Here is a 13,428-nt window from a genome sequence, read left to right as displayed (position 1 = left end):
TCCTCGGGAAATGCTTTCGGCATGGTGAACATCCTTCCACCGTGAGGAGCGATCCTCACAGATCAGATGTCAACCAAAGCTGGGGCAGTCCCTCCCTCGCAGATCAGGGCTTCGGTGTTCTCACCGAAATCGACATGCAGGCCACGCTGAAGGCCAAACTCGACGAGGACATGGAGCAGTACCTCATCCTCGGTGCCTGCAATCCCACCCTCGCGCACCGCGCCGTCGGAGTCATGCGCCAGATCGGCTTGCTGCTGCCGTGCAATGTCGTCGTCCGCGCCGACACCGCCACACCCGGATCGGTCATCGTCGAAGCAATGAACCCCGACATCATGGTCCAAGCCACCGGCGAACCTGCACTCTCCGACGTCGCCGCAGAGGCCACCACCAAGCTCCAGGCCGCCATCGACGCACTCGGTGGCCAGGACACAGCCCACAGCTGATGACCCTGACGCTGGCCCTGGTCCTCGGCGTCGCCGTCGGCATCCTGCTCGGCCTCCTCGGCGGCGGCGGGTCAATCCTCGCCGTCCCGGTTCTTGTCTACGCCCTCGGAATGGACCTGTCGGAGGCGATACCGACATCGTTGCTGGTGATCGGTGTCGCCTCGGCGACCGGGGCCATCCCCAAGGTGCGGGCGAAGCTCGTCGAATGGCGACTGGCTGCGATTTTCGCCGCCACCGGTATCGTCGGCACCCTGGTCGGCAGCACCCTGGGCAAGCATCTGCCCGAGGCCGCAGTGATGATCGGCTTCGCGATCGTCATGATCATCGCCGGGGCGCGGATGCTGCGCAGCACCGACGATGTTGGAACCGCCTGCAAGACAGGAAATTCCGGGATCGACTGGCGACGATGCGCACCACGGTCCATACCGACCGGGTTCGGTGTCGGTGTTCTCACCGGACTGTTCGGCGTCGGCGGAGGATTTCTGATCATCCCCGCTCTGGTGCTGCTGCTGGGAATCGAGATGAGTGTCGCTGTCGGAACGTCGCTGGTGGTCATCGTCGCCAACTCCGCCGCCGGACTGATCGCTCAGGCCGACGGGCTCGGCGGAAACTGGGCACTGACAGCCACGTTCGCCGGTGCTGCGATCGCAGGCTCGCTGGTCGCCGGAAAACTGAGCACACGCATCGACACCGACAAGCTGCGAACGTGGTTCGCCTACCTGGTGTTCGCCGTCGCAGGCTACGTACTTGTCGACACCCTCGTTCTGTCATGACCGACTGCACACACCGAACCGATGCCCCCGGGGGTAATCTGGAACGACTACCACCATCACACACCCTCAGGAGACCGCAATGATCGGCGACGAAGACAGCATCGCATTGGTACTCAACCGTCTGCGCCGCGCACACGGCCAACTCGCCGGGGTGATCGGCATGATCGAGAACGGACGCGACTGCAAAGACGTCGTCACTCAACTCGCCGCCGTCTCCCGCGCCCTCGACAAAGCCGGATTCAAGATCGTCGCCACCGGCCTCCGCGAATGCATGACCGGCGACACCGCAGACAACAAAGAACCCATGACCGAAGCAGAACTGGAAAAACTCTTCCTCGCACTGGCCTGAACGACACATTTCACGTCAGAAACGAGGCCGACCCGACAACACCGTAGGAGTACCCCATGAGCACGACCGATCCAGATATCGCCATCATCGAAACCTCGAGCCTGGGCGACCGCAGCTATCTCATCAGCCACGACGGCGTTGCAGTGGTGATCGATCCCCAACGTGACATCGACCGCGTCCTGGCACTGGCCGCGGAGAAGAACGCCACCATCACCCACGTACTCGAAACCCACATCCACAACGACTACGTCACCGGCGGACTTGAGCTTGCACGCGCCACCGGAGCCGAATACGTTGTCCCCGAGGGAGACCCGGTCGAATACGAACGGCGCGCAGTGGGGGACGGCGATGTCGTCGACGCGGGATCGGCGACGTTTCAGGTCATGCACACCCCTGGCCATACCCATCATCACGTCAGCTACGTACTGCAACTCGGAGACGAACCGATCGCGATCTTCACCGGTGGCTCGATGCTCTACGGATCGACCGGCCGCACCGACCTGCTCGGCTCCGAGCACACCGACAAGCTCACCCACGCTCAGTTCCATTCGGTCCGTCGAATCGCCGCCGAACTGCCCGCTGATGTCGAGGTCTACCCCACCCACGGATTCGGTAGCTTCTGCTCCGCCACACCCACCAGCGGCGACTCGTCGACCATCGGTGAACAGCAACAGTCCAACCCTGCGCTGACGCAGGACGAGCAGACGTACGTCGACGAATTGATCGCAGGATTGTCGGCCTACCCCGCGTACTACGCCCACATGGGCGTCATCAACACCGAAGGTCCGGCCCCGATCGATCTGTCCACCCCAGAGCCCGTCGACCCCGACGAACTACGCAGGCGCATCGACGACGGCCAGTGGGTCGTCGACCTCCGCGCACGAACTGCCTTCGCAGCCGGGCATCTCGACGGTTCCCTGGGCTTCGAGCTGTCGACGACATTCGTCACCTACCTCGGCTGGCTCTACCAGTGGGGTGCGCCGCTGACCTTGATCGGCGACACATCCGATCAAATCGACGAGGCCACAAGGGAGTTGGCACGTATCGGCATCGACCACCCCTCCGGCTCCGCTGTCGGAGAGATTCATTCGCTCGCCAGCGACGGGCGCGTACGGTCCTACGAAGTGTCCGACTTCGCCGGACTCGCCGCAGAGGACTCGGACATTGCAGTGCTCGACACCCGTCAACAGTCCGAATACGCGGACGGCCACATCCCCGGTGCGATCAACATTCCCCTCCACGAACTGCCGCACCGACTCGCAGAAGTTCCCGACGGCAAAGTGTGGGTGCACTGCGCCTCCGGCTATCGCGCCTCGATCGCGGCCTCACTACTCGACCGGGAACATCGCAGCGTGGTGCTCATCGACGACGACTACAACCGCGCAACAGATCTCGGACTCGACACCTCGAAGACATGACGAAATGCTTCGACGACCGAACGCGACGAGACAGGCGTACCCCCAGGGGGTATATGTTGGTATCATCGGCCGCATGCACTCAGTGAATCGGCACGGTCGACGGGGCACAGCTCCGACGGCAGCTTTACTGATTGCACTGACGGTGTTCGGTGTCCTGTTGATGCATTCGGTGACACCGATGTCGATGCCCGTGACCGGCTCGATGTCCACATCGATGAGCGGCGGCCATGCCTCGTTCGCAGCACCGTCCCACACGGACGCCACGGTTCCGGTGATGACCGGGGAACATGACTGCCCGTCGGGGCACCAGATGATGCATCCCTGCGTCGGCACGACGGTGTCGTGGCCCGCGCTGACGGTCCCGGCGATGAGCGCAGCCCTCGACCTGGCGCCGACATCGGTGAACCGGATCATTGGACGGGCCGACTCCACGCTTGAGCGTGCGCCGCCGTGGACGTTATGGGAGTTGGACAGATCGGTGACCTTGCGAGTGTGACAGGGAGCCCGGCAGACGCGTGTCTGTCGGCGGATCGAACGACATCCAATTCTCTGCACTACCCACTCTTGCAAGGAGTTTCCTCATGCGTACCAAAGTCATTGCCTCGATCGCTGCTGCCGCCGCGAGCGCGTTCCTCGTCGTCGGCTGTAGCGACAACGCGGCCGATTCGTCGATGGACGGCCATGCGATGGGATCGATGTCCTCGGCACCGATGTCCTCGGCCCAAGCAAGCGCGTCCGCAGAGTTCAACGATGCCGACGTGATGTTCGCGCAGATGATGTACCCGCATCACGCCCAAGCAGTCGAGATGGCCGACATGGCGAACGGCCGCACCGACAACCCGGAGGTGCTGTCGCTGGCATCGGCGATCGCCGCCGCGCAACAGCCCGAGATGGACCAGATGACCACCTGGCTCACCGAGTGGGGCCAGCCCATGCCCGACATGGACAGGGGTGACATGGGTGACATGGGTGACATGGGCGGGATGGACCACAGCTCCGGCAGCGGCATGATGACCGCTCAGGACATGGACGCGTTGATGGCAGCGTCGGGACCGGAATTCGACCGCCAGTGGTTGACGATGATGATCGCCCACCACACCGGCGCCATCGAGATGGCCAACACCGAAATCGCAGACGGTTCCAATCCTGACGCCCTGGAGATGGCCCGCACCATCGTCGCCACCCAGCAGCAGGAAATCGACACCATGCAGCGGCTGCTCGGCTGACCCGGCCCGCTATAGACAACGATGGCCGCATCCTCTCCGGCGGAGAAGGTGCGGCCATCAACGTTCCACAATTGTCAGGGCTGCGTTCCCGGTACGAGATCAGCTCTCACAGTGACGGTGTGCGCTGCGACGGAGGGTTGGAACTCCCCTCGTTCACCGCTCCGGTGATGGTGTCGGGTGTGAGGTCGAGTCGACGCAGTAATTGTGCGTTCGCAGCGACGATGATCGTCGACAGCGACATCAGGATCGCGCCGATCGACATCGGCAGCACGAACCCGACCGGCGCGAGCACTCCTGCCGCGAGCGGAACCGAGATGAGGTTGTATCCCGCTGCCCACCAGAGGTTTTGCTTCATCTTTCGGTACGAGGCGCGCGAGAGTTCGATCACCGACAACACCGACCTCGGGTCGTCGCTGGCGAGGATCACTCCGGCCGATGCGATTGCGACGTCGGTGCCGGCCCCGATCGCGATACCGACATCGGCCTGCGCCAGAGCCGGGGCGTCGTTGACTCCGTCGCCGACCATCGCCACCGTACGGCCTTCGCTCTGGAGTTCAGCGACGTTGTGCGACTTGTCTTCCGGTTTCACCCCGGCGAAGTAGCGGTCCACACCGAGCTCGGTGGCGACGGACTTCGCGACGGCGTCGGCATCACCGGTGATCATCACGACCGCGATTCCTCGCGCGTGCAGCGCGTCTACCGCAGTGCGTGACTCGGACCGGATCTCATCGGCGAGCGCGAGGGCACCGATCACGGCCCCGTCGGCGAGGACGTGCAGGATGATCGCCCCGTCCCCGCGCCACCGGTCGGCGACAGCGAGTTCGGATCCGTGTTCCTGCTCGAGCAGTGCCGGCCCGCCGACCTGGATCCGGACGCCGTCGACGTCGGCTGCGACCCCGACGGCGGGGGACGACTGAAAGCCGGCTGCAGCCGGGACCGTCAGGTTCCGCGCGCGTGCGGCCTCGACGATGGCACGGGCGAGTGGATGTTCGGAATCTGCTTCTGCGGCAGCGGCCAGCGCGAGAACGTTGTCGGCGGTGCGCCCGCCGGTCACCTCGACTGCGGTGACGGTGGGTTCACCCTTGGTGAGGGTCCCGGTCTTGTCGAACAGCACGGTGTCCACCGTGCGCATGGTTTCGAGTGCGAGCCGGTCCTTGACCAGAACACCGCCGCGGGCGGCGCGTTCGGTGGCGATGGAGACCACCAGCGGAATCGCCAGTCCGAGTGCGTGCGGGCAGGCGATGACCAGCACGGTGATGGTGCGGATGACGGCGTCGTCGGGCATCCCGACCAGAGTCCACACCGCAGCGGTGATGATCGCGGCACCGAGAGCGAACCAGAACAGCCAGCCAGCGGCGGTGTCCGCGATGCGCTGAGCGCGCGAGGTCGAGTTCTGGGCGTCGGCGACCAAGCGGCCGATGCCGGCGAGGGCGGTGTCCTCCCCTACTGCAGTGACCTGGACGCGCAGACCTGAGTCGGTGGCGACAGTGCCGGCGACGACTTGATCGCCGTCGCTGCGGCGGACGGTGCGTGATTCCCCGGTGATCATCGATTCGTCCATGCTCGCCGATCCGGAGACGATGGTGCCGTCCGCCGGTACGCGGCCGCCGGGGCGGACGACAACGACATCACCGAGCTGCAGCTCGGACGGGGGCACCGGCACCACATCGTCGCCCTCGACGCGTTCGGCGACATCCGGGAGCAACGCCGCCAACGAGTCCAGAGCGGAGGTGGTCTGGGCGAGTGATCTCATCTCGATCCAGTGCCCGAGCAGCATGATCACGATCAGCAGGGCCAGTTCCCACCAGAAGTCGAGCTGATGATCGAGCAGGCCGAGGCTCGCTCCCATCGACGCAATGAATGCGACGGTAATCGCCAGGGCGATGAGCAGCATCATTCCCGGTGCACGGGAACGGATTTCGCTGACTGCTCCGGAGAGGAACGGAGACCCGCCCCAGGCGTACATCACCGTTCCGAACACCGGAGAGACCCAGGCAATCCACGCTGCGTCGGGCAATGAGTAGCCGAGGAGCATCGCGAACATGTTCGAGGCAACGATCACCGGAACGGCAAGGACCAGCATGACCCAGAACAGGCGACGAAACATACCGACGTGATCACCGTGACCGGTGTGCCCGCCGTGCTCTGCGTTGTGCCCGCCGGTGTCGTGGTCCGACTGCGGAGTCGCCTTCTCTGCCCCGTCCGTGTGCATTTCGGGTCCTTCTTCATGCCCGCTGTGCTGCAGTCTGTTCGGCGGATCCGTCCGCGCGGAGTCGACGTCGGAGTGTGTGTGATCGTTCATCGTGCAGTCCTCTCATCCATCGAGTTCGATATCCATTCATCCCATGAACTCGTGGGTTCTGGTTCGGCTGTGTATTCGGCGTCGAGGGCGACAATGATCTGCGCCTGGACGAGCGCGGCTGCACTGGTGACCGTGAATGTCCCTGCCGCCGCCGATAACGCGACAGTGTCCATTCCGATCACGGCGTTGACGTCGTTGCGGACCGACGGCTCACAGTGGCCGTACATCAATACCGGCGTAACTGACAGTGCGTGATGATCATGCGTAGCTTTCGACATCTCGGACAACATATACCCCATAGGGGTATATGTTGATCAAGTCGAACCATACCCCTTCCTGATCCCATTGGGAAGAACCGTCAGGGTGTTGTCAACGCGTGAGCGCCAGTCGGCTGGCCACCAGGTGCACCCGCGGTCGCTGTCATGCTCACGGACGGGCATGGATGTCGATACCGATTCGGTCAAGGGGCGCATGCATCCGCGGCACAGCTGAGCCTTACAGCGACGGGCGTACCTGCACACGCGCGTGGATCATCGGCGTTCGCTGCGATTTCCGTTACGAGTCTTCTCACCGACTGGAGGCAGGGCAGGGCGAATTACGCCGTGTCACGGCGCGCATGGCGAGCCCGCGTGTCGACTCTCGAAGATCGCGGAACTGCTCGTTCGGTCGATCGCTGACGCCGCAGATCGGACGGTGGAGCGATACTGTCTCGTTCACCATGGGGCTGCGGCGCCGCCGATGTAGCGTTGAGTAAGTCGTAGATGGGTGTATCACTCACGTTCGGTTCCACTTTCGATCTGATCGTTTCGGTGCGCCTTCGAACGCGCCGACAGTTGCCGCTCACCGGCCCCGGGCGAGCCCTGCCCTACCGGCCAGCCGGCGCGCACCGACATATCCAGTCCGCAAACTCGGTCACATGCGGTGAAAATGCCTGCCCGTCACACCGCAGTTGCTCTTTACCGAGTGTCGGCACGCTTGCGCAGCGCAGCGGTCGCCAATTCTGCGACCGCTGCGCGATAGAAATCTCGATCTATCTCCCCGGCCGCGAATCTACGATCGAGGATTTCCTGCGCGTCCTCCCCCGATTGCGGGCGAGCGGACATCAGCCGAACCGCACCCCAGATCAACAGAGCGATCACGACCAGCCAGAACGCGGCCATTCCTGCCATCATCGTCCATCCGCCACTCATGGTGCCCATATTCATCATTGCTGCTCCTCACTCTCGCACCAGCCACCTGCTGACCTGCGGAGTGTGGTCATCCCGCAGCTCCTACTATAACGCTTAGTAGTTCAGCTACTATCGAGCATAGTAGTTGACTGCTGTCGAGACGCCGTCGCCCGGACAGGCGATGATGGAGGCAACCTGTGGGAAAGAAATCCAGCAAGTCGCGATCGAAAGCGCACAAACGACGAACCACGGCGACACGATCCGGGGGCGGCCCACCGGCTCCCCACCCCGGTGCCATACGTACTGAGCCCCAGCCAAGGCATCCCCTCTCAGCGGTGGCCCCACATTCTGCGGTCAGCGTCGCCGCCGCCGATTATCTTCGAAGCAGGGGCCACTCGCCCGGCAGCGGTGCACTCCATCCCACTGTCGCCCGGGCTTTCGCGCCGGACTCCACTACCCCACCGCGAGCGTCGGCCCAGGCCGCAGAACCGACGATCGATACTGCAGCGCCGCCGGAGCGCCCACGTGCCCGCACGCCTGAAGCTGTTGCGCCCGCACCGCAGAGTTACGCACCCAAGCGCTCACCAGCCACCAGTTGTACCGATGAGATTTCCCAGGTCGAGCCGCTGGGGCTTGCGGTGACGTACTGGGGTGTCGGCGGGGCCGATGCCGAGCCCAGCCACGACGTGGCGATTCGCTTCACTGGATCGCGGGTGGAAGTCGAGGGCCATGCATCGACCGAGAAGGTCGGTTTCGATCGGACTCTGGTCGTGAAATCACGTCCTGCCGCTGGAGGCCGGTTCGCCGCGACCACCCGTATTCAGGGCATTGCCAGCGGGGAGTGGGAGGTGAGTGCGCGACGCATCGACGGGGGCGCAGACAGTAGCGAACGGCAGCAGAACTCTGTGCTCACCGCGCGCACTGCGCTACTGACATACGGTCCCGCTGTGCGGGTGTGGAGTTGGCCGGCGTTGGTAGCCGCGGGAGCGGTGGTTGCATTGATTGTTCAGGGATTCCTGCTCTCACGCATGGATGCCAATGTTGCTGCTGCTGTTGCAATTTCAGCTCTGAGTTGCGTTTTGGGATATATCGGTGCCAAGGTTTGGTACTTGATCTTGCACCGTCGACCGATATCTACTTTCATCCGCGCAGGAGCGTGCATACAAGGCTTCCTCCTCGTTTCGCTCGGCACCTTGGTCATCGGCGGAGCACTCGGGGGTATGGACGTCGGCGCAGTCCTGGATGCAACCACCCCGGGATTGTTTCTCGGCATGGCGATCGGTCGTCCGGGATGCTTCTTGGCGGGCTGCTGTTCGGGGCGTCCGACTCGATCTCGGTGGGGCCTGTTTTCGTCCGATCGCACCCTGGCGACGAGGAGGATTCCGGTTCAGCTCTACGAGGCCGCTGCAGCCCTGTTGATCGCGGGAGTTGCGCTCGCCGCGGTACTTCAGGTCGACCTTCCCGTCGGAGGGCTGGTCTTCCTGGGGAGTATTGCCGCATACACATTGGTCCGGCAAGGCCTGTTTCTGTTTCGAGTGGACGCGCACACTCGTCGAGGCCGACTCACTGTCTCGCTCATCTGCTGCGCGGTCCTCATCGGCGTCCTCGCAGCGTCGCAGGTGCTCTCGTGATCACCGAACGTATTTTTATGCGTGTGCCTTTCGGTGATCACCTCGATGCGATGGCACCGCATTCGGTGTCCCGATCGACGCTCCGTAGTCCGGCATCGATACTGACTGTCCTCGTCCTTGCACTCGCTGGATGTACCGGCGGCGAGGTCTCTGAGCCCACCGCGTCGATGCCCGTTGCTACACGGGCGGAACTGCTCGATCCCGCTGACTTCGCCGCCGCAATCGCCGATCCCGCCCGAGTCACGATCAACGTCCATACCCCCGACGAGGGCCAGCTCCCGGGAACCGACTCGAGCCTTCCCTTCGACCAGATCCGACAACAGGCCGCGACGTTGCCGCCCGACCGGACCACGCCGCTGGCGATCTACTGCCGTACCGGGACAATGAGCGCCACCGCTGCGAAAGAACTGGCCTCTCTCGGCTACACCGATGTCGTCGAACTACAAGGCGGCATGCTCGCGTGGCGAAACACCGGACGAACCATCGGAGAATGATCACGCACGTTCCGCACCACCGCCCCCGAAGGTCGAGCACCAGAACCGATCCGGTGAAATCGAATGCCGAGATCGTCTTGGTCAGGGTTTACCAGGTCGGGACCGGACACTTCGCCGATGGTCCCGCTACTGCCGGGAAGTGAACCTATCGGTTTGCCAGCGGGCGCAAACGACGTCGAACGGGCCCCGGCCTGTACCGGCGAATCAGAACCTCGCCCGCTGTCACCCTCAGTGCTACCAGCGCAGGCGTGCCCTCGCCCCAGGTTGCCTTCTCCTCGGCGGTGGTTCGGCTCCGTCGGCCGACTCGCTCACGATCGACAACGTATGGACGTGCTGGCAGCGCGCGATGTCAGGCGAAGAACGAGACGGCCGGTCGTCGGAAGACGCGGGCGGCCCCTACACCGAGGCGTACAAGCGTGAGCGCCGCCGTCAAGGTCGGGGTTGGGTGGTCCTGATGGCGGGTGTCGTGATCGGTGCGACCCACGTCGTAATTCATCTCGGGCAGCTTCGGTTTCTTCCGAGCGCCGGATGGCAGGATCTCGCGGTCGGCTATCCGATGGCGATGGTCCTCGCGCTCGTCGGTCTCATGATGATCGCTTCCCGCACCCGAAAGCCGAGGGGCGAGTATTGCGGACTCGCTCCCGTGATCTGTAGTGCCGCGCGGGGCATTTCATCCCACCGCGCAGGATGCCAACGTCATGGCCCCCAGCAGGGCCACTACTGGTAACGCAGGCAGGGCAACGGCGGTGCACGCTACGAACGCCCGCGCCCACCGGAGGGGAGCATGCGGGATCACTCGGTCCACGGCGAGACGATCGAGCCGCACAACGGTGGCATCGGAAACCATACCGAGGGCGGGCAGAGGAACAGGGTGCGGGCGCAGCGAAGTCAGAGCGCGCCGCACGGGGTCTCGTCCGTGCGAGCGGGCTGCGCGGGCGTCCGCGTCGAGTTCGACCAGAGCGCGCACGAGCGAAGGTGACGCTCGCATGATCGGTAGCCACGGAAACGCATAGGCCACCGACTCGGCAATGCCTACGAGCAGATGATGCCGGCCATCGATGTGTGCACGTTCGTGTGCGAGGACCGCCTCGACTTCAGCAGGCGTCAACTGCGTACGCAGCCCCTCGCTGGCCACGACCATCGCCGGTCGTCCCGCGACGCTGTACGCGAGAGGACTGTCCAACGGAAGCCACAAGGTCGACGCGGGTTGATTCGAACCGGAAAACCCGACGCCTCCAGCGATGATGCGCAGCAGATCGATGTGCCGCTCGTACACTCGCCGTCGCTCACACACTGCGCGCCTCAGGTGGACGATCCAGCGGACTGCGCCGCAGCCCAACATCGCAATCCCGACAACCCCGACGATGGCCTCGACGCGGGCAGGTATGTCGCCCTGAAGGGCGAGCCAGCATTGGTGTGCGATGTCGACCAGGGTCGTCACGCCCCCATGACTGGGGATCGCACTGAGCACGACCGGTACCGCAATGCTGACCAAGGTGCCCACAACGAGCGCCGACCACGTCAAGAGCGTGACGTGCGCATCGATACCTCTGTCGATCATCGACCTCATCAGCAATGGCGCGGCAGCCGCAACCAACAGCCCACCGAGGGCCCACAGGAGTACGGCAGTCACCTCTGACGCTCTTTCAGACCGCGGGTGAGCACCTTCGATTCGTCATCGGAAGCGCCGCGGGCGAAGTGCAGCAGCACGCTCGTCGGGTCGCCGGTCGATTCGAGAAGTATTCGCAAGGCGTCGGAGGCGGCTTCTTCCCTGCTTCGGGTGGCTTCGTACCAATATGCCCGTCCGTTGCGTTGTCGGTGTACCCAGCCTTTACGGTGCAAATTGTCGAGCACCGTCTGAATCGTGGTGTACGCCGGTTCTCGACCGTCCTCGAGTTGATCGATGACATCACGAACCCGGACTGCGGCGCTGGTATTCCACACCACGTCCATCACCAGAGCTTCGAGCTCTCCCAAACCCTGCATGAGTGCCTCCTAGGCGCGTGTTCACTCTATCCCGTCGAACGAGCCAGCTACGTGATCCTTCGGTAGCGAGCACCCTGGTCCGAGAGGTTTGCATGCCTCGAATACGAATGCGGCCGTAGGCTCACGCCAGGTAGGACACCGATGTCATCATTCCCGCTTCCCCGTGATAGAGGTTGTGGCAGTGCAGAAGCCACTGGCCGGGATTGTCGGTGTCGAAGTCGACTTCGACAGTTTGGTTCGGCAAGACCAGCGAGGTGTCCTTCCGGGGGCCTGATCCGGCACCGTTGACAACCTCGAAGGTGTGTCCGTGCAGATGCATGGGATGAAACATCGTGGTGGCGTTGACGAAGCGAAGTCGTACTCTTTCGCCTTCGCGAACGTCGAGGGGGGTGTGCTGCTCGTACGTCTCACCGTTGAGCGTCCAGGTGTACCCGCCCATCTCCATCCCGAGAGCGATGTCGTACGTGCGATCCGGCTCGCGTGCGGACAAGCGGACCGTATCGAGCGACATCAGTTGATCAGCCATCACCGGGGCTGCAGAGAGTTCGGCAGGCCGGACTGAGGACTGCGGCGCGGCGCCTGGCCCGGTACGCAACACAGCGAACCCGCTCCCGTCCTTACCTTCCGCGGCGGCGACAATCGGAAACGCCCCGTCCTGCAAGGTGATGATTGCGTCGTAACGCTCTCCCATCCCTATCAACAAGCATTGCGCCTGCTCGGGCTGAACCGGAAATCCGTCGCTGTGAGTAACAGTGAGAGGATGCCCCCCCACTGCGAAACGGAAGGCCGTGTCGGCAGCTGCGTTGATGATGCGCAGGCGCAGCCGCTGGCCCGGCCGTCCGCCGAGCACGATGGGGTCGGCGGCGATCTTGCCGTTGATCAGGTAGTACGGGTAGCTCACGTCGCCGGTGTCGCCACCGAGAGGCGACTGGGCGGTGGGCGCGCTCATCGACATGCCGCCCATCGACATGCCCTCGCTGCGCAGCCGTTCGAGTTCTCGATCGGGGTCGCCGGCTACCCCGTCGAGCCAGTCGTCCAGGACCAGGACGGCTTCGAGGTCGTAGTCCGAGCCGTCGGCGGGGTCCTCGACGATCAGCGGTGCATACAGTCCTCTGTCGAGTTGGGTACCGACGTGAGGGTGAAAGAAGTACGTGCCCGCGTCGGGCACGGTGAAGTCGTAGCCGAACGAGTCACCGGAAGCCACAGCCGGCTGAGTCAGGCCCGGCACTCCGTCCATGTCGTTGCGCAAGGCGATTCCGTGCCAATGGATCGTCGTCTCCTGCTCGAGGCGGTTGTCGAGCTGTGCGCGCAACACATCACCTCGGCTCAGGCGAATCTCGGCACCGGGGAGTCTGTCGCCGAAAGTCCAGGTCTGTACCTGCACTCCGCCGAGGTCGATCGTGCTCGACTGAGCTCTCAAGGAAATATCGACTTGTCTGCCGACGGCCGAGCGCCGCGCGTCCTCGGCCTGTCCCACCACATCGGAGTCCGGTCCGACAACTGTCGCTGCGGACGAGCCATTGCCGCATGCCGCCAACACGACGGCACTCGTTCCGGCCGCGCTCAGCGCGAGAAAGTTGCGGCGCGTGAGCGAGAACGCACCTGCCCGCTGCCTGGTCATACACATCTCCCAATTC

At 63.9% G+C, this 13,428-nt stretch carries 13 protein-coding genes; 8 read left to right on the top strand and 5 right to left on the bottom strand.

Going from position 1 to position 13,428, the window contains the following annotated elements:
- The first annotated feature begins 41 nt into the window (after positions 1-41).
- The 6 genes from AB0P23_RS22485 (at position 42) to AB0P23_RS22460 (ending at position 4,209) form a co-directional block, all read left to right on the top strand.
- Positions 42-443 carry a DUF302 domain-containing protein gene (locus AB0P23_RS22485; protein WP_363799467.1) on the top strand — a complete coding sequence of 134 codons (402 nt, stop codon included), beginning with the start codon at positions 42-44 and terminating at the stop codon, positions 441-443.
- The gene (locus AB0P23_RS22480; protein WP_032374051.1) at positions 443-1,216 is read left to right on the top strand and encodes a sulfite exporter TauE/SafE family protein; all 774 of its coding nucleotides are present in this window, start codon (positions 443-445) and stop codon (positions 1,214-1,216) included. The genes AB0P23_RS22485 and AB0P23_RS22480 overlap by 1 nt, the downstream gene beginning before the upstream one ends.
- 79 nt (positions 1,217-1,295) lie before the next feature.
- Positions 1,296-1,565, top strand: coding sequence for a metal-sensitive transcriptional regulator (locus AB0P23_RS22475; protein WP_027494148.1), 270 nt, complete (start codon positions 1,296-1,298; stop codon positions 1,563-1,565).
- A gap of 56 nt (positions 1,566-1,621) precedes the next feature.
- A complete protein-coding gene (locus tag AB0P23_RS22470; protein ID WP_363799465.1) occupies positions 1,622-2,983 on the top strand; it encodes an MBL fold metallo-hydrolase in 1,362 nt (453 codons plus the stop codon).
- Between the two features lie 73 nt (positions 2,984-3,056).
- Complete coding sequence (locus tag AB0P23_RS22465; RefSeq protein ID WP_027494146.1) at positions 3,057-3,479, top strand: DUF6153 family protein; 423 nt, start codon at positions 3,057-3,059, stop codon at positions 3,477-3,479.
- Between the two features lie 85 nt (positions 3,480-3,564).
- Entirely contained in the window at positions 3,565-4,209 is a 645-nt protein-coding gene (locus AB0P23_RS22460) for a DUF305 domain-containing protein (protein WP_008720034.1), read from the top strand.
- 106 nt (positions 4,210-4,315) lie between these two features.
- Here the strand turns inward: AB0P23_RS22460 and AB0P23_RS22455 are convergent, their stop codons facing one another.
- Positions 4,316-6,421 (bottom strand): heavy metal translocating P-type ATPase, encoded by a 2,106-nt coding sequence (locus AB0P23_RS22455; protein WP_230593579.1) that lies wholly within the window; start codon positions 6,419-6,421, stop codon positions 4,316-4,318.
- A gap of 1,046 nt (positions 6,422-7,467) precedes the next feature.
- The gene (locus AB0P23_RS22450; protein WP_032401334.1) at positions 7,468-7,719 is read right to left on the bottom strand and encodes a hypothetical protein; all 252 of its coding nucleotides are present in this window, start codon (positions 7,717-7,719) and stop codon (positions 7,468-7,470) included.
- Between the two features lie 296 nt (positions 7,720-8,015).
- Here AB0P23_RS22450 and AB0P23_RS22445 point away from each other — a divergent pair, with 296 nt between their 5' ends.
- Entirely contained in the window at positions 8,016-9,311 is a 1,296-nt protein-coding gene (locus AB0P23_RS22445; protein WP_230595438.1) for a prolipoprotein diacylglyceryl transferase family protein, read from the top strand.
- A 17-nt stretch (positions 9,312-9,328) separates the two neighbouring features.
- A complete protein-coding gene (locus AB0P23_RS22440; RefSeq protein ID WP_231578189.1) occupies positions 9,329-9,805 on the top strand; it encodes a rhodanese-like domain-containing protein in 477 nt (158 codons plus the stop codon).
- A 670-nt stretch (positions 9,806-10,475) separates the two neighbouring features.
- On the opposite strand, the gene AB0P23_RS22435 is transcribed toward AB0P23_RS22440, so the two are convergent.
- From AB0P23_RS22435 to AB0P23_RS22425, 3 genes are all read right to left on the bottom strand, one after another.
- Complete coding sequence (locus AB0P23_RS22435; protein ID WP_032375712.1) at positions 10,476-11,438, bottom strand: M56 family metallopeptidase; 963 nt, start codon at positions 11,436-11,438, stop codon at positions 10,476-10,478.
- Positions 11,435-11,791, bottom strand: coding sequence for a BlaI/MecI/CopY family transcriptional regulator (locus tag AB0P23_RS22430; RefSeq protein ID WP_032375711.1), 357 nt, complete (start codon positions 11,789-11,791; stop codon positions 11,435-11,437). Before AB0P23_RS22430 ends, AB0P23_RS22435 begins: the two co-directional genes overlap by 4 nt.
- 121 nt (positions 11,792-11,912) lie before the next feature.
- Positions 11,913-13,418, bottom strand: a complete 1,506-nt coding sequence (locus AB0P23_RS22425) for a multicopper oxidase family protein (RefSeq protein WP_045841174.1) — start codon at positions 13,416-13,418, stop codon at positions 11,913-11,915.
- Between the last annotated feature and the right edge of the window lie 10 nt (positions 13,419-13,428).

The sequence above is a fragment of the Rhodococcus sp. NPDC077669 genome (assembly GCF_040686915.1).
GTDB classification, from domain to species: domain Bacteria; phylum Actinomycetota; class Actinomycetes; order Mycobacteriales; family Mycobacteriaceae; genus Rhodococcoides; species Rhodococcoides fascians.
Note: the sequence above shows the minus strand (reverse complement) of the source record. Positions and strands in the feature narration are given on the sequence as shown.